This is a genomic window from Bacillus coreaensis, from assembly GCF_050586445.1.
GTDB lineage: Bacteria > Bacillota > Bacilli > Bacillales > Cytobacillaceae > Robertmurraya_A > Robertmurraya_A coreaensis.
In genome coordinates, this window is the sequence record NZ_JBOCCY010000001.1 from 379329 (window position 1) to 405435 (window position 26107).

Genomic DNA, 26107 nt, shown 5'->3' on the forward strand with positions numbered 1-26107 from the left:
AGGATGAAGCTTTATGCTTCATCCTTTTTGGTTAAAAGTTGGTGATATGTTTGCCCTGTTGAAAAAGATACTAAACCTAGATTATTGGATAACTCTGTAATACTCTTTTTATTTACATATTGGTAATGGATACTTTCAGCTAACGTCACTGCATGGGTTTTTGCAATTGAATTGTAATGGAAATTTTGCTTCTCGTCACAAACGCGGATAATCCTGTCTTCTGTTTGAAAAATGGTATAAAGAACAATGGCAGCTTTTAGTGATAATCCAGAAACGCCTCTAAAGGTTTCATTTTTTAATGGGCTGCTTGTAAGTTGGAGTAGTTTGATTTTCTCTTTTTTACCGAATTGTGTCCATACTTCTATCGCAGATGCCATATGTGCATCTCCTGATAGAATAGTTATTTCACAGGGATCCAATTTCATAAGTACTTCATAAAAATGATACACGCCTTTCCCATTCATTCTCCATGCCTCTAAATCAAAGGAAGTAGTCACAGGTATCCCTCTATTTCTTAACGGAGAAATAAACTTTTCAAGGAAAGATTCGATTACCTCTATCCCATAAAGAGGAGCAGGCGAAACGATGACTAATGGATCGTTCTTCCGCCAACCACTTTCCAATAATTTGTTTGTAGCAAAAGTCCAACCTTTCTCACTGACTAGTTCAGGTCCTGATGTAGAAGGAGGTATCCACCTGATTGAATGATTCTTACTATAACTCCATTCCCGGCTTGTGCGCGTGTCTAGACATAACACTTTTGGTTTAGTAGGTGCTATGTATGTCCATGGTCCAAAACCAATTATTGAGGTGATCCAACTTTTATAAGTGTGTATGTTTGTGGGGTAAGTATTTATATATTCTGTTAAAGCACAGAGGAATTCACTAGAAAAACGTGATGGGTCATTTCCCCAGCCTTGGAAGGCAAAGTAGGCTGTTAAGGCATTAGCAACCACATGTTTTCCGAGTGGAGTGTTCTCCACATTTTCTTTCCATTTTTTTGTTATATTCCAATCATCGGTAATATCGTGGTCATCAAATATCATATACGTTGGTATATTTGCTAGCAGTCTTTGAGTAGAGAATGTAGAGTTTGCGAAATTTATAATGTCTGTATGATCGGAGTTGTTACTTAATTGAGGCAAAATGTGCTTCCATAGTGCCGGCCCGAAGCTTAACAAATACATGGTTGCATATTCTCCGAAAGTAAATAAGTGATTACTAGATTTTCTTGACGTGAAATTACATAAATATTTAGAAATCTGTTTTCTATCAGTGTAGTTTGTTATTCGCTCATCAATAGAAGATAAGTCTTCCTCATATCCCAACAGTGCCTCTGCTATTTTGCGGATAAAAGGCAAGATGAGTTCTGAAACATCATCTGCATAAATTTGGTCCCCCAATAAAAATAGTGCGGAGGGTCGTTTTGTATGATCTAACGGGTGTTTTTCCAGTAGTTGATCTCCCAAATGAAGGCAGTCATCACCCTTGCCATGTATTTTTCTGCAAGAGCCATACAAGAACGAGGACGATTTCGTACTTGATATATAAAAGGAAGGGTATTTTAAGGTCGAATAAACAATTCTAGAAATACTATTATGGTCAATATATCCTAGGTGTTGTAAGTCAAATGTATGATTTCCCTTTGAAAAAAATAAATTATAGCTTAATAATTGATCGGTGGGGAAGAGCTTCTTTAATGGATTGATGGTTATTAAGTGTAAATAAAGTTGTTTTCCTAAGGGTAGTTTATGGTTCTTTACTGAAATAGGAAGCATTTTATGATTTTGATCGGTGATATAAAGGTCTGCCGTAATGTCATAGTTCTTAGAAGTTGCTACCCATACGGTAATTTGAAGTTCATCCACTCTTCTCAAAATGGGACCGGATAAAATAGGAGGAAAATTCAAATGATTCACCACCATTTCTTCTGGTTATTTTCCTTTGCTTCCTCATTTTGAAATCATATGTAGTTACTACTGAAAAAATAATACCTTTATCCCTTGGAACGCAAAATAAAGACCAAACCCTAATAATGATACGCCTGAGAGGATAGAGGTAAGAATGATATACTTCAAACTAAGCCACTTCCGAAAAAGGCTAGTAAGGCCTGCAACAAATACATCCCATAGAGCAAGTCCGAGAAATATCATGGAACTATACAGAAGTAAATCTGTTGTCCCGAAGCTTGATGCTGTTTTTGCCAGGACCGATCCATAAATACCAAGCCAAAACAGAATGGAGAGAGGGCTAGATATAGACATGATAAACCCTATCAAAAAGCAACGAAAAATGGATTCATTCTTGCGCTGATAGTCAAAGGTGAACTTGTTAGCAGTCACAATACTTTCAATCCCGCTGTAAATAAGAATAAATCCTCCAAAAAGCCATAAAAAAACCTGGATTAATGGATTGTCAAGAAAATGTACAATCCCCATATACACGGTTAACATAAATATTCCATCTGCAATCATCGAACCAGCTCCAACAGCCCATGAATGCCAAAATCCATTTTTTAAACCTTTATCTAATCTTGCTGCATTTACAGGCCCAATGGGGGCAGCCAATGTTAAGCCAAGAACGATATAACTTAGATAAATCACAAGATCACTCCACTCACTAGGATTGTCCAAAGGGGATAACTTGTACATCTTATGCGAGTGGAGGGTAAAATCATTCATAAGAATGTAATTTTAAATAAGACAAGCCTAAAATGTGTCTAATTTTCAAAAAATATTTGACAAATTTGTGAACTTTATTAAAATATAAATAAAGGGGATGAAATAATATGAATGAGATGCAACGTAGAGCGTTAGGTCCAATTAGTACAATTGCTAAATTTGGTTTAGTAATGGGGGCATTATTGTTTTTATACAGCTTTTTTGAAAGCGGTATCACAATGAGTTATACACTTTCTATTAGCATTAGTATTATGGCTTCATCCATGTTGGTGTTCGGTTTTGGCTTATTTATTTCCTTGATGGGGGAAGTACGCAAATAAAAAAATCCGGCTTAATTAGCCGGATTTTTTATTTTCATTAATGAGCAGCATGTCCTGATGTTAATACCCAGATAGAACCAACAACGATAACAACTGCACAGAATACCATAAACGCGATATTTATGATATTTACTTTGCCGTCTTCTCCTTCTGTCATATGCATAAACATAAACAATTGAAGACCAGCTTGAATAATTGCTAGCGATCCAATAATCCACATGACAATTGTAAAGGACAAGTTCATCTCAAGTGCTACCCATGCAGCAACGAATGTCAGTACTAGTGACAATACGAATCCAAAGACGTGAGCTAGCGGAAAACGTTCTGTACTTTTTTCCATCTATAACACCATCCCTTTTAAATAAACAAACGTGAAGATAAAGATCCAAACAACATCAAGGAAGTGCCAGTAAAGACCAATGATAAAAGTCTTTCTAGCAGTAACAGGTGTTAATCCACGCTTGGCAATTTGAATGATAACCATCGCTGCCCAGAAAATCCCGAAGGTAACGTGAGCACCGTGTGTTCCTAAAAGGACAAACAAGCTAGAAAGAAAGGCACTTGTTTGCATAGTTGCACCTTCATGAACATAGTGAATAAACTCATTAATCTCCATGAATAGGAATCCTGCACCTAATAGAAGGGTTAAAATAAACCAACCAATTAAGCCCTTCTTATTGTTTCGACGCATTTCCCAAATGGCAACACCCATCGTAAAACTACTTGTTAAGAGTAGGACCGTTTGAATCATTACTTCTTTAATCATAAAAATATCTTGATGAGTTGGGCCACCTGCATAATTTTTATAGAGTACTCCATAAACACTAAATAGGGTAGCAAATAATACAATTTCGGCCCCGAGGAATATCCAGAACCCTAAAATATTCATACGACTTTGTTCTGTTTGATATTCTAATGGGAGGGAAGTGTTCACATTAGCTGACATGATTATTCACCTTGCCTTCCATTTTTCTCCAAGCGTTTTCTGTCTTTTTAATTTCGTCTTTATGAATGTGGTAACCATCATTGTAATCAAATGAACGATAAATCAATCCTGCAATAATTAGTACAGCAGAAATTGCAGCTAATAAATGCCATTCGAATATAAGGAAGAACCCAACAATTCCAAAAGCGACGCACATTAAGAAAGGTAAACCAGAGTTGCTTGGCATATGAATTTCTTCTATTTCTTCGTCTTTTAATGTAAGACCTTCATTATTCTTTTTCATATACCAGAATACATCTAAAGATTTCACTTCTGGTAGTTTAGCAAAGTTATAGTGTTGAACAGGTGAAGCTGTTGCCCACTCAAGTGTTCTAGCATCCCATGGGTCACTTGAAATGTTGCGGTCCGCATAACGAATGCTCCAATAAATATTGTAGCAGAACATTGCAAAACCAGCTGCTAGGATAACTGATCCGATTGCAGACAGTAAGAATAGAGGAGCAAATCCTGACTCAGCAGAAAAGGTATAAGCACGTCTAACAGCTCCATTTAGACCGAGGAAGAACATTGGCATAAAGGTTACATTAAATCCGATTACAAACAACCAGAAATGCCATTTTCCTAATTTTTCATTTAACATAAAACCAAACATTTTTGGCCACCAGTAGTAAAGTCCAGCGAATACTGCAAATACCACACCTGGAATTAATACATAGTGGAAGTGAGCAACTAAGAATAAAGTATTATGGTACTGATAATCAGCAGCACCCATCGCTAGCATTACACCTGTTACTCCACCAATAACAAAATTAGGTACAAATGCTAAAGACCAAAGCATAGCCGTAGTCATTTTAATTCGACCTTTACGCATCGTAAACAACCAGTTAAACATTTTTACACCCGTCGGAACGGCAATCATCATTGTTGTGATAGAGAAGAATGAGTTGACTAAAGCGCCAGATCCCATTGTGTAGAAATGGTGAACCCATACAAGCATACTTAGTACTGCAATGGCAACGATTGAAACGACCATCGATTTATAACCGTATAGCTGTTTGCGAGAGAATGTCGAAATAATTTCAGAAAACATCCCGAAAGCAGGGAGGATAACGATATATACTTCAGGGTGTCCCCATAACCAGAACAAGTTAGCCCAAAGCATGTCAGATCCACCAGCAGCTACTGTAAAGAAATGTGTACCGTACAAGCGGTCAAATGTCATTAACGCAAGTGCAACCGTAAAAATCGGGAATGCGGCTACGATAATAACCGAAGTGATAAGCGTTGTCCATGTGAACATAGGCATTCTCATTAATGTCATGCCTTTTGTACGCATTTTTAAAATCGTTACGATAAAGTTAATACCAGTCATCAAAGTTCCTAGACCAGCAATTTGCAATGAAATAGCATAGTAGTTATTCCCGATTCCTGGGCTGAATTCTTTACCTGCAAGAGGGAAGTAAGAAGTCCATCCTGCATCTGGAGCACCACCCACAACGAATGCGATATTAAACAGCATCGCACCGCTGAAAAATAACCAGAAACTTAATGCATTCAGCTGAGGGAACGCGACGTCTCTCGCTCCGATTTGAAGCGGAATAACAACGTTCATTAAACCGATTAAGAATGGCATAGCCATAAATAAAATCATGATAACACCATGAGCTGTAAATACTTCATTATAATGCTGTGCGTCTAGAAAGCCCATTTCTGGACGAGATGTTTGAGCTTTCATCATTAGTCCATCCATACCGCCACGGAAGAACATAAGTACAGCAGCAACGATATACATGATTCCAATACGTTTATGGTCTACGGTAGTGATCCATTCACGCCATAGCCAGTTCCATTTTTTAAGATACGTAATACCACCAATAATTCCTAGAGAAGTTAATAAAATAGCAATCTGTGAACCTAGGATAATTGGATCTCCCGTAATCAGAATTTCATCCCACTTAATGCCCACTATGGTCACCTCCATGGTCTTCTTCGTTATTTTCTACATCAGTAGTATCTTTTTCTTCTTCCTGGTCAAAAATCTTTCCTTGGTACCCATGGTAACGATAGTCTTCAGGATCTGTCACAAGTTCAGAATCGTGTTCCGCATGGTTGATCCAAGCTAAGTGGGTGTTGGAATAAGTTAAACGACCAAGATGTGTTGGTTTCAGCAGTTCCATGTACTTTTCTTCTGTAAGCTCAGGAGCTGTTTCTTTTACTTCTTTTACCCATGCATCATACTCATCAACGGTTTGAGAGAGTACTTCAAATTCCATTTGAGCGTATCCACGTCCGTTGAAGTTTGTGTTTCTACCCATATATGAACCAGGATTGTCAGCAACTAAATAAAGTTCTGTTTCCATTTTATTCATTGAGTATTTTTGTCCACCTAAAGCTGGCACCCAGAAAGATTGCATCGTTCCTGCCGATGTTAATTTAAACAATACAGGAGTATCTTCTGGAATGTTCACGTAGTTAATTGTTTCAATTCCTTCTTCTGGATAAGAGAATATCCATTTCCAGTCTGCAGACGTGACGTGAATAACGATCGGTTCTTTCTCCTCGTACCCTGCAGGAACATCTTCTAAGTCATACAATGTTGTAACTGTAGGAATCGTTAAAGCGATAACGATCAAAATAGGAATTGCTGTCCAGACGATTTCTAATACGGTACTACCGTGTTCTTCTGGAGGCTCATAACCCATGTTTTCTGGCTTTTCTCTATATTTCCAAACAATATAGCCAAATAAGCCAAATACAACAACTACCACTAAAAGCATCCACATTAAAGACCAATTAATTAGCTCCATGATACTTCTAGCTACTGGCCCTTGAGGCTGAAATACAACCATTTCACAACCGCTCAAAAATAATAATGGTACGGCTGTTACAAGGGATAGAAATAGCATTTTCAACTTCAATTGTTTCATCTCCTTCTTATATGAAATCAGGTTTGTGTTTTGTTTCACAAGGAAAATTAGAGTTTACCACAAAAAGATATTTTTGTATAACAAAATGTTCGTTTTTTCACAATGATCATTTTGTTAGTATTTCTTAAGGTAAAATTCTATCTACTTCCTAATTACCACTATGTAGATGATAATAACATGTTAAGTGAGATTAATATGTGACAAAAATAGTAAGGAAAATAATGTTAGGGTGAAAAAGTGAGGGTGAATGTTGATATATCAAGGATTTTTTAATATATCTTTAGCTGTTGTAAATTTCGACAATTTTGTGACATGGTGTCACAAAACATTCATATTTAGAGGAAAACGATTACATATGATAAGTTTAAAATGGTTATGAGAACAAAACAAAAATCAGGCTCTCAAAGCCCGATTTATTGATACGACATCACAAATAGTTCCTGATTTTTTTTCCACTCAGCATATAAAACCTGGTCATACGTATGAAAGTTTTGTTTCGAAAGTTCGTTTTTTAGCCACTGTTCATTTAGTCCTGCTTCTTGGAGATTCCCATACAGCACTTCGCCATCAAGTATTAATGTTGTAGGAATAGAAGCTTGCTCTGACTGAATGTTCAATTCATCTAAAGTGGGTGGTCTATTCTGGGATTTCGGTAGTACACTAACAATTCCATTTGTCTCAAGGATTGCATATTGAACTTCCTGCAGAGAAAAATACCCTTGTTGACGAACTAAACTTTGCAATTGATTTATGTCAAGTTTAGCCTTTTTTAACGTTTCATATTTTATTATTCCATTCCGAATAACGATATTTGGTTCACCTTCAAGCGCTTTTCGAGTTTTTTTAAATTTCTGAGTGATTATCTCGACTCCAAAAATTAAACCACCCCAGACCGTAGTGCTGAATACGATTTCCACCCAGCTTGTTTCATGGTCATAAATGGCGTTTCCAATTAATTCACCAAGGATTAGAGCTGAAATAAAATCAAACGGTGTAATTTGTGAGAGTTGAGTTTTACCAAGCGTTTTAGCTAATAGAAATAGCACGATAAAACCAAGAAACAGTTCCGATCCAACAGTTAAATAATGTGTCATAACATATTAACTCCTATTCACACAGTAGGTAATCACTAATGCTCGTCATCAAGAAAAGGAAGGTTAACGTAATAATACATGGCTCCCATGAGGATACTACCTCCAATAAGATTGCCAATGGTCACGGGAACGAGATTATGAATAACTCCTGAAAAGGAGATCGTTCCAGGATGATTCAGAACAAGAGCGATAGCAAAGGTACACATATTAGCAATACTGTGTTCATATCCAGAGATGAAAAAGCAAAAAACAAATAGGATCATCACAAATAGCTTTGCACCATTCTCTTTCATTCCCATAGGTATAAAGAAGGCTAGGCAAACAAGCCAGTTACAAAGAATGGCTCGGAAGAAAAGTTCCATTGTTGGAACATGCATTTTTTTCTCAACAACACTTAACAAAAAACTATTTACCGAAGCCTCCGCAAATAAACCTGTTACATAAATTAATAAAGCAAATGCTGTTGCACCTAATATATTTCCTATGTAACTTAACCCCCAAAGTGTCCAAACATGTTTCCAACTCATTTTTTTTCTGAGTGCTGTGTAGGTGAAATAAAAGGTATTACCTGTAAATAAATCCCCCCCACCATAGGCGATTAGGATAATAGCTGCTCCAAACGTAAAAGCTGCCATTGGATAGGCCACAGGAGAATGCTCATTGTAAAAATAGCCACCTGTTTTAAAGGCAACAATTACTCCAAACCCAATGAACATACTTGCAAGCATACTACGTAATAGATAACGTAATATGCTTTGTTTATAAGTTTTTAATTTTTTTAAGGCGAGCTTTTCAACTTCTAAAAGCGGGTAATTTTCCATCATTTCCTCCTGAACATCAAACTTCTCCAATAAAAGTTATTATTTCTAAATTTTGCGTGACTATGTACTATTATACAATCCTAAAGTTTCATTTTAAGAAAAAAAGAGAAGCTCAGGATATTTTTCCTGAGCTTCTCTTCGATTAAGACCGTAATTGTTGTTCTGCCATTTGGATGAGGCGTTTAGTCATTTCTCCTCCAACAGAGCCATTTGCACGTGCGGTTGTATCTGCTCCAAGTTGAACTCCAAACTCATTGGCAATCTCTTCTTTCATCTGATTCAGCGCATTTTCTGACCCAGGTACCAATAGCTTGTTTCTACTCATGGATATCCACTCCCGGCACAAGTTTTGAGCAAGAATTATGCTCAAATGTAGTTTAAGTTGATGTATTCAAAAATATACTAAGATGTTATAACATTTTCTACCTGTATAGGAAAACTGGGTAAAAGAATGGTTGCAGTTGTACCTTTATTTGGCTCACTACTGTAGGAAATATCTCCACCATGCTGCTCAATAATCTTAAAGCTCACGGTTAAACCAAGACCCGTTCCATTTTCTTTTGAACTATAAAATGGCTCACCAAGACAGTTTTTCGCTTGCTCAGATATTCCTTCTCCACTATCAATCACCCGAATAACTGTCATCCCATCAGAATTCACATCAAGTATGACATCTACTGTACCGCCGTTTCTAGACGCTTCAATAGCATTTTTAATGATATTTATAAGCAATTGTTTGATTTGATTTTCTTCACAATTGATGGTGGGAGAGTGAACTTTATAGAAGTTTATACTTACATTCACCATATTTGCTTGTGTTTCTAATAAGGAAATAACATGTTCGATGGTGTTACTAACATGAGTCTTTGAAAAATTTACTTTTTGGGGCTTTGCTAAAAGTAAGAGCTCACTAACGATATCATTTATTCTCTCTAGTTCACTGAGCATAATTTCATAATATCTATCGTTTTTCTGATCAGCAGGCCGAATAAATTGAACAAATCCCTTAAGAGAAGTTAGGGGGTTTCGTATTTCATGTGCAACACTAGCTGCTAGCTCCCCAATTACAGATAGTTTTTCTGAACGTACTAATCTTTCTTCTGCAAGTTTCTTTTCCGTGATATCCCTTCCAATTACTACTAGACCTTTTCTCGAGCCATCTTCATAAAATAGGGGATGTTTAATGGTGTCAAATGTTTTTGTCCCTCCATCAGGAAGAGGGATGACTTCTTCACATCTAGTAACCGTTCGGCTCTCCCATGCGATACGGTCTGAATATTCTTCACAATAAATGAGAGCATCACGATAAAACTCAGTGTATTCAGCCAATTCTGTGTCCGTTTTCCCTTTATAATCCACATGTTCTAATTGAAAAAGTCCAAGTCCAAAACTATTGGTTTTTAGCCAACGTCCTTCTCCATCTTTAAAACAAACAAAGTCTACCATTGAATTAATCAAAGTAGATAATTGTTGCTCCTCTTTTTCTACCGTTTTTAATTTAGTGCTTTTCTTAATGATAAAATAGAAAAAGAACAAATTAAAAATAACGAACAGAATATCTTTTACAAGGTGTGAAAACTTATTAGAGGTGAGATCACCAGTTATATAAACGGAAGTTAAAATAAAAGTAAAACAAAAAAGGATATAGACAATAACTATGTTTTTTTTCAATGAGTGTACTCCTGTTCATCCTATATACAAAAAATAGTAAAAAAGCACTAATAAAATTTCAAGATAGTTCTATCTGTAAAAGTACCATGTTTTTTTCAAAAAAGGAAGTGGAATGCAGAGAATCGAGTCTCAGATAATTTTATTCCTGCTGAGTTAATTTGTAACTTCAAAACACTTCCAGACGACTAATAAGGTAAAAGAGTTACAAAGTGAGGTGTTAATGTGAAGAAAATCTTATTGTTCTTAATAGCAGTTTTTATTTTAGGTGGGTGTGGTGCAAAAAGGGAAGCAGAACCGGTACTATCAACAGGTAAAGAGGAGGAAAATATGGATACAGCACAAGGGGAAGTAGTTACTAGGCTTAATGAAGTTAGTCCACTTTTGTTTCAGTATCATGTAAAAAATGACTCAGGTAAGGAAATTAAACTCGATTTTTCTTCCTCTCAAAGGTTTGATTATTTAATAATAAATTCAAGCGGAGAAGAGGTGTTCTTATTTTCAAGTGTTAGCTCTTTTTTACAAGTGCTAGGAAGTGAGGTACTCGCTCCGGGGGACGAACTTTCTTATGACATTAACGTGAAAGATGTTGAACTAAATAAAGGAAAATATACGTTAAATGTTTGGATGACACCTAGGACGGGGAAGGCGTATAGTACGTCAATAGAATTCAAGGTTGAGTAAATGCCCCTCATTTGTGGAGATGCCTAACATCCAAGGATGGTTAGGCATTATCTTTTATAGCGCTAGGAATAGAAGAAGAAAATGGTATAATAGGTTGGTAATGTATTTAGAGGCTCAAAAGGAGGTTGAAGGAGCTAGTGCGGTTTACAAAAAGTATTCCTAATATGTTTACATTAGGAAATTTATTTTGCGGATTTTTATCCATCGGTTTTGCTGCGGAAGGTGAGTATAATAATGCGGCCATTTTAATACTAATTGGAATGATGTTAGATAGCATGGATGGGCGCTTAGCGAGAATGCTTAAGGCAGATAGCTCACTAGGAAAAGAGCTGGATTCATTAGCAGATATTGTTACATTTGGAGTCGCTCCATCATTTTTAGTGTATTATACATATTTAAATCAACTTGGAAAGCTAGGGATAATGGTGGCTGGTTTATTCCCATTGTTTGGTGCTTATCGACTAGCCAGATTTAATATAAGTAGTTCGAAATCAAGCTTAAATTATTTTATAGGTGTACCAATTACTGCGGCAGGTGGAATTTTGGCCTTATTAACGCTGTTTGGAAATTATATACCAAACATAATAACAACCGTTGTATTTACAGGATTATGTTTCTTAATGGTCAGCCGGATAAGAATTCCAAGTTTTAAGGAAATTCCTTTACCCAAGTACGGGACGATTGTTACTCTCTTTATTGGGTGTTTGTTATTTGTTATCTATAAAGGAACATATAAGCAATTCCCATATTTAATCTACATAGCAACTCCGCTTTACATCGCATATTTAGCCTACCGCTTTGTAAAAAAGAAAAACAATAAAGAAGAACTAGAGTAGAAAAAGCCCCTTCATTTTTAGAAATGAAGGGGTTTGATTTGCTTATTTTATTTAAAGAAAACTTTATCAATATTATATTTTGCCTGCTCCGTATTGATAATATATGTTTCATAAATTTCTCTTTCCATCGCATCTTCAACAGTGATAACAGCAATTTTGTATACTTCATCCCGATGATTTTTAATAGGGGAAACTTGATCCTCAAAATGCTTTTTCACTCTTGGGCGAAGCTTCCTTGCTTTACCGACAAACAGTAAATCATCACTTGCATTAAAGAAAAGGATTATTCCACCTTTATCTCTTGGGATTTTGTGATAATCAGTAAAACCGTATTCGCTGCTTATTACTGCTTCAACTGGCTCTCCAACTTGTCGCTTCTTAGTAATTACGACATCTGGTTTAGGTATTTCAATTTTTATCATATGTATTCACTTCCTATTCTTCCATTGATACTAACATTATTATAGGTAAAAATCCACTTTGTAATTACTAATGTTGTGAGTATTATCACCAATTTATCAAAATGAGGAAATATGAACGTTTTGTGAACAGTCCTAATCCTATTTCTCTTATTAAGATGGACCTTAATTTTACATGAGGATTAGGAAAATAGTAATTTAGTAATAGGAAAAAAGTATATTATAATACTTAATTTAGTTTTGTCAAATTGGCCGTGTTAGGAAATGTAACATGGATTATGGCGAATTTTTTAACTATTGAAACAACTGTTGAAGAGTACGTACCTGCTAAGGATAATATTGCTATAAATAACTCATTTTGTATTATGAGACCAATTGGAGGAGTTCTAGATGAAGATAATGGATAGCTATATTTTAACAAGTGAAACACTGTTTTTGATTCCTGAAATCGATCCAAACGAAAATGTATGTACAATGGTTCAGGAAGGAAAGAATTCCTTTTTGGTTTCCAAATCTCCTAAAAGAATTTTAGAGGAAACCATGAAATACTATGGATTTACCTTAGAAGGGGCGATTAATGGGGCAAAAGCAGTATTAGGTAATTATCATATGGTTCCTATAGTTATTAGTGCACCATTAAACATGTATTGGTTTCCAACCCAATCACCTTCTAGTGACCACTGTATATGGATTTCACTAGTACATATTGAGGACATTGTACAATATAGCTATCTGCAATCGCTTGTTTCTTTTAAAACAGGGATGCGCATTATCATTAACAAGAAAGCCGCTAGATTAATAAACAAGCAGCAGCAAACGGCCATTTTAAAAGTACGAACGGAACAGCGGCTTGCCAAGAAAGATTCTTACTTTATCCTACATAATAAATATAGCGGAGTTCAGAGAGGAGAAAATCCATTGGTGGAATAATTGGAAAACCGGCATATGTAAATATATGCCGGTTTTTTTGAAGTGTTTTAGTCAAAGACGATTGTTTTGTTTCCAAACGGAATAATTCTATGGCTATTATGCCATTGAACCGCCTTTAATAATACCTTCCTTTCAACTTGACTTCCAATTTTCTTTAAGTCAGAAAGTTCATGGTGATGTTTGACTCGCTCGATATCTTGCTCAATAATAGGTCCTTCGTCTAAATCATCCGTAACATAATGGGCTGTGGCACCAATGAGTTTAACGCCTCTTTCATAGGCACGCTTATAAGGATTTGCACCTATAAATGCAGGAAGGAAAGAGTGGTGAATATTAATAATTTGATAAGGATAATGCTCGATAAATGCTGGAGACAAAATTTGCATATATCTTGCTAAAACAATAGTATCTATTTTATATTCCTTTAATAGTTCCAATTGTTTTTTCTCAACTTCTTCTTTGGTTTCACGAGTAACTGGTAAATAGTAAAAAGGAATATTAACATTCTCAACATATTCTCTAAGGTCCTCATGATTTCCCACAACTAATTTAATATCACCTAACAAATCACCACGTTGCCATTCTAATAATAATTCGAGGAGACAGTGATTCTCCTTTGAAACAAAAATGGCTAAGTTTTGTGATTCACTTCCATAGTTAAAGGAATACTTCATATCAAATGTTTCGGAGAGAAGTTCAAATGACTTCTCAATAGATGGTTTTGTATTTTCTAAATCTGAACATTCGAATTCAATTCGTAAGAAAAAATGACCGGCTTCTGGGTCAGTTGAATGTTGGTTTGAATCGATAATATTACAGTCATGTTCAAATAATGTCGTAGAAACCTTCGAAACGATACCTGGTCTATCGGGGCAGCTGATTAGTAGGATTCCACGATTTTTTCTTTTTTCTTTTAAGCCGTGTTGCAAGGTAATCCCCCTCGTTGTGATAATATTGTCCAATCATACTACACACTAGAGTAGTTTTGTACTAAAAAAATTTTTTATGTGAAATTTATTAATTTTCAGAACGTAGGAAAAATCCTAGTAGTAGAACTAGGATAAATTATTTATTCTTCCATTTTAGAAGGTGTTTTTCTTTTTGCCCTTTTTTTACTGTAAACATAATAAAAGGTGAGAAATAGGAGTAATATACCCCCAACTATATATTCGTTAACAGTGGATGATAAAAAACCAACAGGAATAAGAGCTAAAACGAAAAAGTATATAAAATTTCCAAATAGGGTTCCGAGAAGAAAGCTATAAAACTTAATAGAACTGACCCCCGCTAGTATATTCACCAAACTAGTAGGTACAAAAGGAAATACTCTTGCTTCAAACACATAAAGAAATCCCTTATTTTCAACTTTTTTTACTAGTTTTTCATCTACCTTGCCTAGAAGCCAGCTTTGAAATAAATACCGAACAAGGAAGAAAATAATGATGGCAGCAAGAATACTTGTTAACCAACTCCATAAAAACCCTAACCAAAAGCCAAAAAAAGTTATATTAATGGTTATTACTACTAGTAATGGGATGATTGTGAATGTGTTTTGAATGATCATGACCAATGTTGAAAATAGTAAAATACTGATTCGATTGTTTCCAACAAATGTTTTAATCTTCTGTAAGTCACCCTCTAGGATCGCTTCAAACAGAGTAGTATTTCTCAGGAAAATAAAAACACCTAAAATAACAAGAACAAAAACTACATTTCTCCAATTAAACAATAGCCCGCTGATAGCTCGATTTTTCATATAAATTACATTAGTGGGTGACACAAATATTCAACCACTGCTTCCCCTTTATCTAGACTATTTTTCGCCTTGTTTATCTTATTAACTCTACGTCAATAGTGTACCACAGAGAGGGTGTCAGACACCCTGAAAAGACAAAATGGGTATTTTTGTCCGTGTGGGATGGACAGTATGATGGGATTCTATTGTGAGATAATCTTACAAACTAAATCTAAATATTTAAAAAATTAAAAATAATACTTTTCAATTATGACAACTCTTATTATAATAAGAAAATAATATACTAAAGGGGGAATTTATTTGGAAGATTTCGTAAACTGGTTAAGTGGAATAATCTGGAGCCCAGCACTTATTTATTTATGTTTAGGAGTAGGATTGTATTTTTCAATTGCGACTAGATTTTTACAGGTTCGACATATGGGTGATGTTGGAAAGTTAATGTTCCAAAAGCATTCATCAGAAAATGGTATTACTTCTTTTCAGGCTTTATCATTAGCCCTATCGGGACGTGTTGGTACAGGTAATATCGCAGGGGTTGCTACAGCTATTGCTTACGGTGGACCTGGTGCTGTTTTTTGGATGTGGTTAATTGCCTTTTTAGGAGCGGGGTCTGCGTTTGTTGAGGCTGCGCTTGGTCAAGTGTACAAAGTAAAACAAAACGGTCAATACCGTGGGGGACCTGCTTTCTATATTGAAAAAGGTTTGAAAATGAAATGGTATGCAGTTTTATTCGCATTTGTAACGGTACTTGCAACGGGTGCTTTGCTTCCCGGAGTTCAAGCAAATAGTATCGCTGCGGGTATAGACAATGCTTTTGGTATTAGTCCTGCAATTACCGGTACAATTGTTGTTTTCGTCTTAGCTGTTATCATCTTTGGTGGGGTTAAGCGTATTGCTCGTACAGCTGAGATTGTCGTACCATTTATGGCGGTTGGATATATTATTGTAGCATTAGCAATTATTGTATTAAATATTTCTGAGTTACCAGGAGTTATTTCATTAATCTTCTCGAGTGCTTTTGGCCAAGATGCTGCTTTTGGTGGAATACTTGGATCTGCTATCGCTTGGGGAGTAAAACGTGGGATTTATTCAAACGAAGCCGGTCAAGGGACAGCACCGCATGCGGCATCAGCAGCAGAAGTCTCACATCCAGCGAAGCAAGGGATTGTTCAAGCTTTCTCGGTGTATATCGATACATTATTCGTTTGTTCTGCAACAGCGTTTATGATTTTAATTACAGGTATGTACAATGTTACTCCTGAAGGGGCTGACCCGATTCGTACGAACTTAGAAGGAGTAGAACCTGGTCCTCAATATACTCAAGCTGCGGTTGAGTCAGTAATGCCAGGATTTGGTGGTCCATTTGTTGCAATTGCTTTATTGTTCTTTGCATTTACAACAATCATGGCGTACTACTATATGGCTGAAACGAATCTTGCTTACATAAATGGCAAGAAGAGCCGTAAATGGATGGATTATATATTACGTGTTGTGTTCCTATTTATGGTGTTCTACGGAAGTGTGAAGACAGCGGGTCTTGCATGGACGTTAGGTGATATTGGGGTAGGAAGTATGGCATGGCTAAACATTATTGCGATAGTTCTACTAACGAAGCCAGCATTAAAACTTCTTCGTGACTACGAAGAACAAAAGAAAGCTGGTAAAGACCCTGTGTTCGACCCAGTTAAAGTTGGAATTGAAAACGCCGAATTCTGGGAAAAGGAATATGTGTACCTTGGAGATCACGAGGAGACTAAAAAAGATTTTGAAAATAGTAAAACAATAAGTAAATAATCTGTTACTTAAGCTCATATCTATTTGGTAGCTGTTCCTAACACCAAATGGATATGAGCTTTATTATTAAATAAACTGTCCACCTGAGGAGGACAAAAAAGGAAAAGTGTCCACGAAGGGTGTCTGACACCTACCCGGTGTGGTATACTTTTCGGAAAAGGGCTAGAAGGGGAACAGAATGGTAAGCAAGGAAAAGAAGCTCTACGAAGTAGATTTATATAAACCGATAGAAAAGTTTTTTTCTAAGCTTGGCTTTGAGGTACAGGGAGAAGTTCATCATTGTGATGTAGTGGCACTAAAGGATGACGAATTAATTGTTGTCGAATTGAAATTATCCTTAACTGTTGACCTCCTTATGCAGGCAACAAAAAGGCAGAAGCTAACGGATCAAGTGTATATAGCAATTCCTAAGCCAAAATATAAGATGAACTCCAAAAAATGGCATGATCTTTGTCACTTATTAAAACGGCTCGAATTAGGGCTAATTGTTGTTTCTTTTTTAAAAAGCGGTGCAAAAATGGAAGTCTGTTTTTCCCCACAACCATTTAACAAACAGAGAAGTAAAAATTATCATGTAAGAAACCGGAAAAAGTTGATTGAGGAAATGAAAGGAAGAAACGTTAATTACAATATTGGCGGCAGTTCAAAGACAAAAATTATGACCGCATACAAAGAGAACTGTATACAAATTGCCAGTTTGTTAGATAGAAACGGCCCGATGACTCCAAGGTCACTCCGTCAACAAGGGACGGGTGAAAAGACATTATCGATTCTTTCAAAAAATTATTATGGCTGGTTTGAAAAAGTAAACAGAGGTGTATATACCATTTCTGATATAGGTAAAAAAGAGTTGAAAAATTTCCCTGAGGTTGTTAATCATTTCCTGGTTGCTGAAGATAAACATAATGAAAAACACTAGCTTCGAGCTAGTGTTTTTCACATTATGATGATTTTTGTTGTTCCTCCAAATGGATAAGTGAACCTTTTTTTATCCAATATTGAAAACTATCAAGTGGAAAAACACCCCTACAATTAGAGTTTTCCATTTGAATCACGACTCCATCTCTTGTTAACTCTACAATTTTCAGTTTGTCAGATTTACTGATATTTGGGATAAAACTTTTTGTCATTTCAAATGACATGTTGTTCATTAAATCCATTTCTCATACTCCTTAATAATAACTGACTTTCCTTATTAATTTGTCCAAAGTTAGTTATTATATCCATAATTTAGTAATGAACTTTTATAATAAGAAGGTCAAATTTGAACAAAGCGGTTTCAGTCAGTAAAATATGAGTATAGACCAATACTGCTAATAGGAGAAAAATTATGAATAAAACGTATGTTACCATTGTCTCGTTCCTATCGATAGGAGCATTCTTGGTTTTGTTATTTGGGTTTTCATGGACCATTTACAATCAATTGAGTAATAAAGAATCTACGGTTAGGGAACAAACTCAAGTAGAGGAAATTGTAAACGAAAAGGAAGGAAAAACCATTGTTGCTCTTGGCGATTCTCTAACTAGGGGAACAGGTGATGAAGAAGGAAAAGGATATATTGGTTATTTAGTTGAGGAATTAGAAAAGAAGACGGATGAAAAGCTTACTCTTCATAATTTTGGGGTGAAAGGGTACCGTTCAGAACAACTTCTAACTCAAGTAAAAGGGGAAACGATTCAAAATCAAATCAAAGATGCAGATGTCATTTTAATGACAATCGGTGGAAATGACTTGTTTCAAGGTGGACAAACTCTCGTTAGTCCAAAGCAAGACGAAATATCGGTTATAAAAGACCAATATGTAAGAAACCTCAATGAAACCATTGAATTGATTAAATCAAAAAATCAAGATGCCGTCATTTTTCTAGTGGGCTTATACAATCCCTTTAATGACCTTGAGGATGCTGCAACGACAACGGCTGTGGTAAGAGATTGGAATTATTCAACCAATCAGCTTCTTGATCAATACCCGAATACAGTTTTTGTACCAACTTTTGACTTATTTCAGCTTAAGGTGAATGACTACTTGTTTTCAGACAAGTTTCACCCGAATAGCAAAGGATATCAATTAATCGCGGAAAGAGTAGCTTCACTAATAACATGGTAGGAGTTTTATTATGTCGGAGATAACTTTATCTATTAAAGGATTACGTAAAAGAATAGGGAAAAGAGAAATTATTAAAGGACTAGACTTTGAGCTTAAAAGCGGTGAAGTATTTGGTTTTTTAGGACCAAATGGAGCAGGAAAAACTACAACTATTCGAATGTTAGTGGGGTTAATCCGTCCAACAGCAGGAAGCATTCATGTCTGTGGATATGATGTGAAGAAGGATTTTGTTAAAGCTATGAGTCACCTAGGGTGCATTGTAGAAAATCCGGAGCTTTACCCTTATTTAACAGGGAGGGAAAATCTTCAACATTTTTCTCGGATGATACCGAATTTCGATTCCAAACATTTAGAATATGTTGTTAAATTAGTCAGACTTCAAGATCGAATCGATGATCCTGTTAAAACCTACTCGCTCGGTATGAGACAAAGATTAGGAATTGCTCAGGCGCTACTTGGAAAGCCCAAGGTGTTGATTTTGGACGAGCCCACAAATGGATTAGACCCGATGGGAATACGTGAAATGAGAGAATTTATCCGGTTTTTAGCTGAAAAAGAAGGCTTAACCGTGCTTGTATCTAGTCATTTGCTCAGTGAAATACAATTGATGTGTGATAGGGTGGCTGTTATTTCAAAAGGAAGAGTAATTAAAGTAGATACAGTTAGCAATTTGTTAAATCTTCAAGAGCAATTAGTTTGGAAAGTGGCTCCAGTTGAAAAGGGAAGAAAGCTTCTGGAGTCGACTACGTCGGTCATTCTGGATGAAGAGAACCTGTTAGTAACTCCGTTATTAGAAAAATCCTCTGTGTGGAATCGAATGCTCGTAGAAAATGGGGTAGAGGTCCACGAAATCCAAAGGAAAGTGCCTACATTAGAAGACCTATTCCTCGAATTAACAGGAGGAGAATCCGTTGAATAAGCTTATATTTAATGAAATGCTAAAGATTATCCGGAAGAGAAAATTGATTGTTGTTGTAGCGATTATGACCGTTTTAATTTGTCTTTTTACATATGCGCAATTTCGTGAGGTTCAAAGACAAGTTGAAAAATTAGGGGATGTTGATTGGAGAACCACTTTACAGCAACAAATTGTTGATACACAAAACCGATTAACGAGCAGTGGTATTTCAGATGAATGGAAAGCTCAACTACAAATTCGTGTCCAGCAGCAACAATACTATCTAGATAATAATATTAATCCAGCCGAGCCGGGTGCTCCAACATTTGTTCGTAGTTTTGCACAAGAGTCAATTACCCTCTTTGTTCCATTATTAATTATGATCATTGCTGCAGATATCGTATCTTCAGAGAGAAGTGCGGGTACGGTTAAGCTCCTATTAACGAGGCCGGTAAAAAGGTGGAAGATCCTCTTAAGTAAATACGTTGCATTAATATTGTCTATTTCTATTATTGTTGTCCTTATGGGATTACTGGCGTATGTGATCTCAGGAGTGGTGTTTGGATTCGGAGGTTGGAAGGCACCGATTTTAACAGGTTTCACTAGCGTCGGAGGAGAGCTTAATACGTCAAATGTACAATTGATCGATCAGTGGCAGTATATTTTAATGGAGTTTGGATTAGTCTGGTTTGTTGCGATAGTTGTAGGAACCCTTAGTTTTATGTTATCTGTTTTATTAAAGAGTACGTCAGCTAGCATGGGAGTCATGCTTGCTGCTTTAATTGCTGGGTTAATTTTGAGCAATCTTGTTTCCTCCTGGCAATCGGCGAAATATTTGTTTATGATCAATCTTGATTTAACAGGATATTTAGCAGGCAGCTCTCCACCAGTACCCGGGATGACACTTTTATTTTCTATTGGAATACTAGCGGTTTGGGCAGTTGTGGCATTGTTTGTCTCTTTTGCTGTTTTTGTTCGGCAAGATGTCTATTAAAGAAAGTACCACTATATAGTGGTACTTTCTTATATGACAGCAGAAACTTCAGCCTCGGTAAGTGGGAGAATTACTTCGAAAGTTGTTCCGATACCAACTTGGCTAGATATATGTATTTTACCTTTATGATTTTCAATGATTTTAAAGCAAGTCGTTAGACCTAAACCGGTTCCTTTTTCCTTGGTTGTGTAAAATGGTTGTCCGATCTTTTCAAGAGTGTCTTTAGAAATACCGCATCCCGTATCGGAAAAATAAATTGAAACAAACTGACAGTCATTCACAAGACTTACGTGGACTTTTCCACCATTTTGCATGGCTTCAATCGCATTTTTAATAATATTTATAAAAACTTGTTTGATCTGATTTTCTTCACCATACACCCAAATTGGCTTATCATCTTTCTTCAGCTTTATTTCAATGCTACTCATATTGGCTTTAGTGCTGATAAGTGCAATAACATAGTCTAAAGTTTTAATGATGTCAAACTTTTTAAGATTGACTACTTGTGGCTTGGATAGAAGCAGCATCTCGCTTAATACTAGTTCAATTCTCTCAATCTCTGAAAATATGACATCAATATACTCTTTTTGAAGATGTCGTTGCTCTTTCAATAACTGAATAAATCCCGAAATGGAGGTAAGAGGGTTTCTGACTTCATGGGCAATGGCTGCAGACATATTTGCTACCACACTTAACTTGTCAGAATGTATGGCTAAGTCTTCGTTTAATTGAAGCAATTTTAACTCTGAAAGCTTCCATTCGGTAATATCCGTTAATGTTCCAACCGTAGAAATAAGCTTACCTTTATCGTTAAAATTAAATTTAGAGTTGACTTCTATCCAAACAAAGCCACCATCTTTCTTACGTAAACGTACTTCTTCTTGGACAATTTGAGTGGAATGCTTAATCGTTTCGATAGCTCGTTGATTCATCCATTCTTGGTCTTCATGGTACACATAGAATAAAAGAGAACGCCCAATACTTTCGAGGGGTGAATAGCCAGTAACCGTCTCCCAGGCTGGATTCAACACTGTAAAACAACCCAAGTGATCCGTTTGATAGACTACTTGATTCAAATTGTTAAATAAGTATGTATTTGTTTCTAACAGTTTTTTGTAGTTTTCTTCACTGTTTGATTGCTTTTTAAAAAGTACTTTTGATTTGTCAAAATACGAACCTAGACACCAAGCAGTTATGGCGAAGGTAAAAGTGAAAGGAAGGTCAAGCCATGGATCATACTCATAATTTTTTGCTACATAGAAAACTATATTCCATGTAGTCATTCCAATCAAAAACGCAATAGTTGAAGTCAATCTACCTTTGTAGCGTTCAAACATTGGTTCAACTCCATCTCATAAATACTTGTGAATACTTCCGATATAACCTAATATAACCTAATTTTGTTATCCTTGGAATAGAATTTCCTTTGATTCCGATTAAAATTTTTAAAATTCAAATTATTTATTTCGTAATTTAAAATAATAAAGGGTTAAAAAGGTGATTGCAAAGAGGGGAAGAGACCGAATAACGATCTTCCCCTATAGTCTATTAAAATTCCTCATCCTGAGTGGAAAAGGGGATATTTAGACGCTTCTCAACGGTTCTAAGTCTTTGGTTCAATCGACTTAGTCGACGAGTATGTTTTTCATCGTTTTGGTTCACTCGGACAATTTCTTGATTTATTCTGCCAATTTCTTTATTCATTCTTGTGATTTCTGTTATTTGACGAGTTAATTCTCTATTAAGGCGTTCAATTTCTTTCGATTGGTTTTCATTTTTTCTTTCTAAAGTTGCTAATCTTCTTTCTAATCCTTGAATTTGAGGTGGTTGCCGATAATAGTCATGAATGGAAGTAGTGGGGACTACATAACCATTTGTAAAATAAGTAGGGTAGTGATACATTTGAGGCAGCTCTCCTTTAAAGTTAGTCCGTATAATGTATGAATACCACAAATAATTGACAAGGCAGTAGCCTAGTGTAGATTTTTGTCATCACATACATTATTTCTCGGGAAAGCGCAAGACTTGACATTTCCTGCGATTTCTGTGTCGGAAATTGTATTATAGAGACATTTGTTGTCAGAAAATTATAATAAATAATACATGCAATCTGTCAGATGGTGTAATACTATTTTTCTTAAAGGGGAAATTTGTTTATAGCATAACGCTAGCGGTTGATAGCAGGGTGTTTCTACTACATAAGCAAGTCAAAAAAAATTGTATGTATAGGAAACTTCTTTATAATTTCATCGTATATAAAATGGCTAGTAGTTTTTATAAGGACGAGAATGAAAATACCAAACAGTTAATTTGGAGGAAATGTAGATGAATAATCATGAAATTGATTTTAAGATTTATGGAGATGACATGCAGTTTGTTGAAGTGGAGCTTGATCCAGGAGAAACGGTTGTGGCTGAAGCAGGGAGTTTAATGATGATGGAGGACCACATTCATATGGAGACGATCTTTGGTGATGGTTCTTCCGGAGGTGGAGGTCTGATGGGGAAATTGCTAGGAGCTGGAAAAAGAATGATTACTGGCGAAAGCTTGTTTATGACGACATTCACGAATCAAGGAAGTGGGAAAAAGCATGTATCCTTTGCTTCTCCTTACCCAGGAAAAATAGTACCGATGGACCTCAGCGAGCTAGGAGGGAAAATTATTTGTCAAAAAGATGCGTTTCTAGCAGCTGCAAAAGGTGTATCCGTTGGTATTGAATTCCAGAGGAAAATTGGGGCAGGATTTTTCGGTGGAGAAGGATTTATCATGCAAAAGCTTGAAGGTGACGGAATGGCCTTTGTTCATGCTGGAGGGACCATTTATCAAAAAACGCTTACACCAGGGGAAGTTTTACGTGTCGATACGGGCTGCCTAGTCGCAATGACGAAGGATGTAGATTATAATATAGAAATGGTTAAAGGTGTTAAAACAGCTTTATTCGGTGGAGAAGGGTTGTTTTTTGCTACATTGCGTGGACCGGGAACCATTTGGATTCAATCTCTACCATTCAGTCGTTTAGCAAGCCGTGTATTTGCCGCAGCTCCGCAGGCTGGTGGAAATGGAAAAGACGAAGGTAGTTTATTGGGTGGCGTATTTAGAATGTTGGATGGAGATTAATAAGAGCCAAGAGCCTTTTTTATACATGAGCTGCTACGGCAGCTTTTTTTGTTGTCCTAAGTGCACACTGTCCACCTGAGATGGACAAAAATAGGGGAAGTGTCCACGAAGGGTGTCTGTCACCGATATAATGTCACCGTTATAATTCTTTCGTAATTGGAGTTGTTGCGGTATAATATGTCATGTGATTAAGTGTAAGCCTAGTTATTAGGCGGGTAGATATAATGTTGAAAGAGAGTGTTCATTATGGGCCGTAAGTGGAACAATATTAAGGAAAAAAAGGCATCTAAGGATGCAAATACGAGTAGAGTTTACTCCAAATTTGCGTTAGAAATTTATGTAGCAGCTAAACAAGGTGAGCCGGATCCAGAATCAAACCAGGCGCTTAAATTCGTTTTAGAGCGTGCGAAAACGTATAACGTACCAAGAGTTATTATTGACCGTGCGATTGATAAAGCTAAAGGTGGAGCAGAAGAAAATTATGATGAGCTTCGTTACGAAGGCTTTGGACCAAGCGGATCAATGATCATTGTTGATGCACTTACCAATAACGTGAATCGCACAGCTTCTACCGTTCGTGCTGCGTTTGGCAAAAACGGCGGAAACATGGGAGTTAGCGGATCTGTTGCTTATATGTTTGATAATACTGCTGTATTTGGTATTGAAGGTAAAACATCTGATGAGGTACTTGAGTTACTAATGGAAGCAGATCTTGATGTACGTGATATTCTTGAAGAAGAGGATACTGTAATTGTGTATGCCGAACCCGATCAGTTCCACGCTGTACAGGTTGCTTTTAAAGGGGCTGGAATTACAGAATTTACGGTTGCCGAGCTAACGATGCTCGCTCAAAATGATATTACCCTAGACACAGAAGCTCAAGCACAATTTGAAAAATTAATTGATGCATTAGAAGATTTAGAAGATGTACAACGTGTGTATCATAACGTTGATTTAGGAGAGTAAAAAAGAAGCAAGCCTTTTTTCAAGAAAGGCCTGCTTCTTTTTTGCTATTTTTATGGACGATAGATGAAGAAAGGAACCTCTTCAAGTCCTAATAGACGAACATATGTAAAAAGTTGTCCTTTATGATGAATTTCATGATCTTTTGCTAGCTCCAAAATAGCTTTTCCTGGTAGGTCCATTCCAGCAAAAGCAATGATGCTTTCCAATTGTACGTCAGTTAATTTTTCCAGCTCTTGTTTAGCATACTCAGTCTGAGCTTCAACAAATTCAATAAGCTCTTTTGCAGTAGAAACTTCCTTCTTTTCTGTTGGAGGTGCAAACACTCCAGTCTTCACTGTGTTTACGAACATTGAAGTGGAACCCGAGATATGAAGGACAAGCTCCGATAAGGACATTCCATTTTCCCACGGTTTAAAGGAGAGTTGCTCATCGTCAACTACTTTTATTAATTCAAGTAATGCCTTTCTATGCGATAGCCAGCCGCTGATGAAACCAGATAATTTACTCATTCATTTTCCTTCTATATTGAAAAATAACCACCTAAATAATTATAAGATAAGAACTTATTTCTAACAATTTTTAACTACGTATAAATAATTTGACTAGTTTTGAAACATAATAGGATGAAAAATGGGTAAAGTAGTGAGATTGATGAGGAATCAGACATTTATTGAATTTATCAAGTTTTCTATTGTCGGAGCAATTAATACGGTGGTTGATTTTGGTGTGTTTAGCCTGTTACTTACAAATGGTTGTCCTATTTTAATGTCTCAAATCATCTCATATGGATGTGGAACGCTAAATAGTTTTATAATGAATCGTTTATGGACCTTTAAGGAGAATAAAGGTAATGAGTACTCTGAGCCCTTAAAATATGTAGTAGCAAATGTAGCTACCTTAATTTTAGTGTCGGTGTTGATTCTATTCCTTATCAACCTGGTTCATCTTCCAATTTTAATAGCAAAAGTCATATGCACAGGATTTGGGATGGTAATTAACTTTATAAGTAGTAAGTTCTGGGTGTTTCAGAGAATCGAGAGGAGTAGGGGGTTCGAGTGATTCGGAATATAGTTGTGAATATGGTATAGGTCATCCATAAAAGCAGGTGTCCATCGGCAAAAAAGACAAAGCGGGATTCACCCATGCTTT

Annotated in this window: 29 protein-coding genes; 12 read left to right on the plus strand and 17 right to left on the minus strand. The window is 36.2% G+C overall.

The window, feature by feature from the left end; genetic code table 11:
- Window positions 1-11 precede the first annotated feature (11 nt).
- The gene (locus tag ACQ5H4_RS01990; RefSeq protein ID WP_430773306.1) at window positions 12-1919 is read right to left on the minus strand and encodes a metallophosphoesterase family protein; all 1908 of its coding nucleotides are present in this window, start codon (window positions 1917-1919) and stop codon (window positions 12-14) included.
- A gap of 57 nt (window positions 1920-1976) precedes the next feature.
- Window positions 1977-2651, minus strand: a complete 675-nt coding sequence (locus tag ACQ5H4_RS01995) for a LysE family translocator (protein ID WP_430773544.1) — start codon at window positions 2649-2651, stop codon at window positions 1977-1979.
- A 137-nt stretch (window positions 2652-2788) separates the two neighbouring features.
- On the opposite strand from ACQ5H4_RS01995, the gene ACQ5H4_RS02000 reads away from it, so the two are divergent.
- Window positions 2789-3001, plus strand: a complete 213-nt coding sequence (locus ACQ5H4_RS02000; RefSeq protein ID WP_340904182.1) for a hypothetical protein — start codon at window positions 2789-2791, stop codon at window positions 2999-3001.
- Between the two features lie 37 nt (window positions 3002-3038).
- Here ACQ5H4_RS02000 and qoxD read toward each other — a convergent pair whose 3' ends face one another.
- From qoxD to ACQ5H4_RS02040, 8 genes are all read right to left on the minus strand, one after another.
- Complete coding sequence (gene qoxD / locus ACQ5H4_RS02005; protein ID WP_430773307.1) at window positions 3039-3341, minus strand: cytochrome aa3 quinol oxidase subunit IV; 303 nt, start codon at window positions 3339-3341, stop codon at window positions 3039-3041.
- Window positions 3342-3947, minus strand: coding sequence for a cytochrome aa3 quinol oxidase subunit III (gene qoxC, locus ACQ5H4_RS02010; protein ID WP_430773308.1), 606 nt, complete (start codon window positions 3945-3947; stop codon window positions 3342-3344). It lies immediately after the preceding gene.
- A complete protein-coding gene (gene qoxB, locus ACQ5H4_RS02015) occupies window positions 3937-5913 on the minus strand; it encodes a cytochrome aa3 quinol oxidase subunit I (protein WP_430773309.1) in 1977 nt (658 codons plus the stop codon). The genes qoxC and qoxB overlap by 11 nt, the downstream gene beginning before the upstream one ends.
- A complete protein-coding gene (gene qoxA / locus ACQ5H4_RS02020) occupies window positions 5903-6874 on the minus strand; it encodes a cytochrome aa3 quinol oxidase subunit II (protein ID WP_430773310.1) in 972 nt (323 codons plus the stop codon). Before qoxA ends, qoxB begins: the two co-directional genes overlap by 11 nt.
- Before the next feature lie 413 nt (window positions 6875-7287).
- Window positions 7288-7968 carry a DUF421 domain-containing protein gene (locus tag ACQ5H4_RS02025; protein WP_430773311.1) on the minus strand — a complete coding sequence of 227 codons (681 nt, stop codon included), beginning with the start codon at window positions 7966-7968 and terminating at the stop codon, window positions 7288-7290.
- Window positions 7969-8003: 35 nt separating this feature from the next.
- Window positions 8004-8789, minus strand: coding sequence for a formate/nitrite transporter family protein (locus ACQ5H4_RS02030; protein WP_430773312.1), 786 nt, complete (start codon window positions 8787-8789; stop codon window positions 8004-8006).
- Window positions 8790-8931: 142 nt separating this feature from the next.
- The gene (locus ACQ5H4_RS02035) at window positions 8932-9114 is read right to left on the minus strand and encodes an alpha/beta-type small acid-soluble spore protein (protein WP_119708747.1); all 183 of its coding nucleotides are present in this window, start codon (window positions 9112-9114) and stop codon (window positions 8932-8934) included.
- A gap of 77 nt (window positions 9115-9191) precedes the next feature.
- Complete coding sequence (locus tag ACQ5H4_RS02040) at window positions 9192-10460, minus strand: ATP-binding protein (RefSeq protein WP_430773313.1); 1269 nt, start codon at window positions 10458-10460, stop codon at window positions 9192-9194.
- 222 nt (window positions 10461-10682) lie between these two features.
- Here ACQ5H4_RS02040 and ACQ5H4_RS02045 point away from each other — a divergent pair, with 222 nt between their 5' ends.
- Together ACQ5H4_RS02045 and pssA are read left to right on the plus strand one after the other, a co-directional pair.
- Window positions 10683-11141 carry a BsuPI-related putative proteinase inhibitor gene (locus tag ACQ5H4_RS02045; RefSeq protein WP_430773314.1) on the plus strand — a complete coding sequence of 153 codons (459 nt, stop codon included), beginning with the start codon at window positions 10683-10685 and terminating at the stop codon, window positions 11139-11141.
- Between the two features lie 137 nt (window positions 11142-11278).
- Window positions 11279-11977: a CDP-diacylglycerol--serine O-phosphatidyltransferase gene (gene pssA, locus ACQ5H4_RS02050; RefSeq protein ID WP_430773315.1), complete on the plus strand. Its 699-nt coding sequence runs from the start codon at window positions 11279-11281 to the stop codon at window positions 11975-11977.
- A 47-nt stretch (window positions 11978-12024) separates the two neighbouring features.
- Here the strand turns inward: pssA and ACQ5H4_RS02055 are convergent, their stop codons facing one another.
- Window positions 12025-12399, minus strand: coding sequence for a nucleotide excision repair endonuclease (locus tag ACQ5H4_RS02055; RefSeq protein WP_430773316.1), 375 nt, complete (start codon window positions 12397-12399; stop codon window positions 12025-12027).
- A gap of 387 nt (window positions 12400-12786) precedes the next feature.
- On the opposite strand from ACQ5H4_RS02055, the gene ACQ5H4_RS02060 reads away from it, so the two are divergent.
- Window positions 12787-13326 carry a competence protein ComK gene (locus ACQ5H4_RS02060; RefSeq protein WP_430773317.1) on the plus strand — a complete coding sequence of 180 codons (540 nt, stop codon included), beginning with the start codon at window positions 12787-12789 and terminating at the stop codon, window positions 13324-13326.
- A 47-nt stretch (window positions 13327-13373) separates the two neighbouring features.
- Here the strand turns inward: ACQ5H4_RS02060 and purU are convergent, their stop codons facing one another.
- Both purU and ACQ5H4_RS02070 read right to left on the minus strand, forming a co-directional pair.
- Window positions 13374-14255: a formyltetrahydrofolate deformylase gene (purU, locus tag ACQ5H4_RS02065; protein ID WP_430773318.1), complete on the minus strand. Its 882-nt coding sequence runs from the start codon at window positions 14253-14255 to the stop codon at window positions 13374-13376.
- Between the two features lie 140 nt (window positions 14256-14395).
- Window positions 14396-15106, minus strand: coding sequence for a TVP38/TMEM64 family protein (locus ACQ5H4_RS02070; protein WP_430773319.1), 711 nt, complete (start codon window positions 15104-15106; stop codon window positions 14396-14398).
- A 276-nt stretch (window positions 15107-15382) separates the two neighbouring features.
- On the opposite strand from ACQ5H4_RS02070, the gene ACQ5H4_RS02075 reads away from it, so the two are divergent.
- Window positions 15383-16876 carry an alanine/glycine:cation symporter family protein gene (locus ACQ5H4_RS02075; protein ID WP_430773320.1) on the plus strand — a complete coding sequence of 498 codons (1494 nt, stop codon included), beginning with the start codon at window positions 15383-15385 and terminating at the stop codon, window positions 16874-16876.
- Window positions 16877-17054: 178 nt separating this feature from the next.
- Window positions 17055-17795, plus strand: coding sequence for a DUF2161 domain-containing phosphodiesterase (locus ACQ5H4_RS02080; RefSeq protein WP_430773321.1), 741 nt, complete (start codon window positions 17055-17057; stop codon window positions 17793-17795).
- 22 nt (window positions 17796-17817) lie between these two features.
- Here ACQ5H4_RS02080 and ACQ5H4_RS02085 read toward each other — a convergent pair whose 3' ends face one another.
- Entirely contained in the window at window positions 17818-18036 is a 219-nt protein-coding gene (locus ACQ5H4_RS02085) for a hypothetical protein (protein WP_251519339.1), read from the minus strand.
- Between the two features lie 170 nt (window positions 18037-18206).
- On the opposite strand from ACQ5H4_RS02085, the gene ACQ5H4_RS02090 reads away from it, so the two are divergent.
- Genes ACQ5H4_RS02090 through ACQ5H4_RS02100 form a run of 3 tightly spaced genes read left to right on the plus strand, consistent with a single transcriptional unit; the run spans window position 18207 to window position 20875 of the window.
- On the plus strand, window positions 18207-18983 hold the full coding sequence (locus ACQ5H4_RS02090) for an SGNH/GDSL hydrolase family protein (RefSeq protein ID WP_430773322.1): 777 nt from the start codon (window positions 18207-18209) through the stop codon (window positions 18981-18983).
- Window positions 18984-18993: 10 nt separating this feature from the next.
- The gene (locus ACQ5H4_RS02095; RefSeq protein ID WP_430773323.1) at window positions 18994-19902 is read left to right on the plus strand and encodes an ABC transporter ATP-binding protein; all 909 of its coding nucleotides are present in this window, start codon (window positions 18994-18996) and stop codon (window positions 19900-19902) included.
- Complete coding sequence (locus ACQ5H4_RS02100) at window positions 19895-20875, plus strand: ABC transporter permease (protein WP_430773325.1); 981 nt, start codon at window positions 19895-19897, stop codon at window positions 20873-20875. The genes ACQ5H4_RS02095 and ACQ5H4_RS02100 overlap by 8 nt, the downstream gene beginning before the upstream one ends.
- 29 nt (window positions 20876-20904) lie before the next feature.
- Here the strand turns inward: ACQ5H4_RS02100 and ACQ5H4_RS02105 are convergent, their stop codons facing one another.
- Together ACQ5H4_RS02105 and ACQ5H4_RS02110 are read right to left on the minus strand one after the other, a co-directional pair.
- Entirely contained in the window at window positions 20905-22212 is a 1308-nt protein-coding gene (locus ACQ5H4_RS02105) for an ATP-binding protein (RefSeq protein WP_430773327.1), read from the minus strand.
- Between the two features lie 211 nt (window positions 22213-22423).
- Complete coding sequence (locus ACQ5H4_RS02110) at window positions 22424-22777, minus strand: hypothetical protein (protein WP_430773329.1); 354 nt, start codon at window positions 22775-22777, stop codon at window positions 22424-22426.
- A 423-nt stretch (window positions 22778-23200) separates the two neighbouring features.
- Here ACQ5H4_RS02110 and ACQ5H4_RS02115 point away from each other — a divergent pair, with 423 nt between their 5' ends.
- Together ACQ5H4_RS02115 and ACQ5H4_RS02120 are read left to right on the plus strand one after the other, a co-directional pair.
- Window positions 23201-23992 carry a TIGR00266 family protein gene (locus ACQ5H4_RS02115; RefSeq protein WP_430773330.1) on the plus strand — a complete coding sequence of 264 codons (792 nt, stop codon included), beginning with the start codon at window positions 23201-23203 and terminating at the stop codon, window positions 23990-23992.
- 246 nt (window positions 23993-24238) lie between these two features.
- Window positions 24239-24958, plus strand: coding sequence for a YebC/PmpR family DNA-binding transcriptional regulator (locus tag ACQ5H4_RS02120; RefSeq protein ID WP_430773331.1), 720 nt, complete (start codon window positions 24239-24241; stop codon window positions 24956-24958).
- 50 nt (window positions 24959-25008) lie between these two features.
- Here the strand turns inward: ACQ5H4_RS02120 and ACQ5H4_RS02125 are convergent, their stop codons facing one another.
- Complete coding sequence (locus ACQ5H4_RS02125; protein ID WP_430773332.1) at window positions 25009-25467, minus strand: DinB family protein; 459 nt, start codon at window positions 25465-25467, stop codon at window positions 25009-25011.
- 121 nt (window positions 25468-25588) lie between these two features.
- On the opposite strand from ACQ5H4_RS02125, the gene ACQ5H4_RS02130 reads away from it, so the two are divergent.
- A complete protein-coding gene (locus ACQ5H4_RS02130) occupies window positions 25589-26017 on the plus strand; it encodes a GtrA family protein (RefSeq protein ID WP_430773333.1) in 429 nt (142 codons plus the stop codon).
- The last annotated feature ends 90 nt before the right edge of the window (window positions 26018-26107 follow it).

What these genes read in the sequence shown, in the direction of transcription:
- ACQ5H4_RS01995 (WP_430773544.1), bottom strand. Translation starts at nt 2,651, where the DNA reads ATGTACAAGTTATCCCCTTTGGACAATCCTAGTGAGTGGAGTGATCTT.
- ACQ5H4_RS02000 (WP_340904182.1), top strand. Translation starts at nt 2,789, where the DNA reads ATGAATGAGATGCAACGTAGAGCGTTAGGTCCAATTAGTACAATTGCT.
- qoxD (WP_430773307.1), bottom strand. Translation starts at nt 3,341, where the DNA reads ATGGAAAAAAGTACAGAACGTTTTCCGCTAGCTCACGTCTTTGGATTC.
- qoxC (WP_430773308.1), bottom strand. Translation starts at nt 3,947, where the DNA reads ATGTCAGCTAATGTGAACACTTCCCTCCCATTAGAATATCAAACAGAA.
- qoxA (WP_430773310.1), bottom strand. Translation starts at nt 6,874, where the DNA reads ATGAAACAATTGAAGTTGAAAATGCTATTTCTATCCCTTGTAACAGCC.
- ACQ5H4_RS02025 (WP_430773311.1), bottom strand. Translation starts at nt 7,968, where the DNA reads ATGACACATTATTTAACTGTTGGATCGGAACTGTTTCTTGGTTTTATC.
- ACQ5H4_RS02030 (WP_430773312.1), bottom strand. Translation starts at nt 8,789, where the DNA reads ATGGAAAATTACCCGCTTTTAGAAGTTGAAAAGCTCGCCTTAAAAAAA.
- ACQ5H4_RS02035 (WP_119708747.1), bottom strand. Translation starts at nt 9,114, where the DNA reads ATGAGTAGAAACAAGCTATTGGTACCTGGGTCAGAAAATGCGCTGAAT.
- ACQ5H4_RS02055 (WP_430773316.1), bottom strand. Translation starts at nt 12,399, where the DNA reads ATGATAAAAATTGAAATACCTAAACCAGATGTCGTAATTACTAAGAAG.
- ACQ5H4_RS02060 (WP_430773317.1), top strand. Translation starts at nt 12,787, where the DNA reads ATGAAGATAATGGATAGCTATATTTTAACAAGTGAAACACTGTTTTTG.
- ACQ5H4_RS02080 (WP_430773321.1), top strand. Translation starts at nt 17,055, where the DNA reads ATGGTAAGCAAGGAAAAGAAGCTCTACGAAGTAGATTTATATAAACCG.
- ACQ5H4_RS02085 (WP_251519339.1), bottom strand. Translation starts at nt 18,036, where the DNA reads ATGGATTTAATGAACAACATGTCATTTGAAATGACAAAAAGTTTTATC.
- ACQ5H4_RS02090 (WP_430773322.1), top strand. Translation starts at nt 18,207, where the DNA reads ATGAATAAAACGTATGTTACCATTGTCTCGTTCCTATCGATAGGAGCA.
- ACQ5H4_RS02095 (WP_430773323.1), top strand. Translation starts at nt 18,994, where the DNA reads ATGTCGGAGATAACTTTATCTATTAAAGGATTACGTAAAAGAATAGGG.
- ACQ5H4_RS02105 (WP_430773327.1), bottom strand. Translation starts at nt 22,212, where the DNA reads ATGTTTGAACGCTACAAAGGTAGATTGACTTCAACTATTGCGTTTTTG.
- ACQ5H4_RS02110 (WP_430773329.1), bottom strand. Translation starts at nt 22,777, where the DNA reads ATGTATCACTACCCTACTTATTTTACAAATGGTTATGTAGTCCCCACT.
- ACQ5H4_RS02115 (WP_430773330.1), top strand. Translation starts at nt 23,201, where the DNA reads ATGAATAATCATGAAATTGATTTTAAGATTTATGGAGATGACATGCAG.
- ACQ5H4_RS02120 (WP_430773331.1), top strand. Translation starts at nt 24,239, where the DNA reads ATGGGCCGTAAGTGGAACAATATTAAGGAAAAAAAGGCATCTAAGGAT.
- ACQ5H4_RS02125 (WP_430773332.1), bottom strand. Translation starts at nt 25,467, where the DNA reads ATGAGTAAATTATCTGGTTTCATCAGCGGCTGGCTATCGCATAGAAAG.
- ACQ5H4_RS02130 (WP_430773333.1), top strand. Translation starts at nt 25,589, where the DNA reads ATGGGTAAAGTAGTGAGATTGATGAGGAATCAGACATTTATTGAATTT.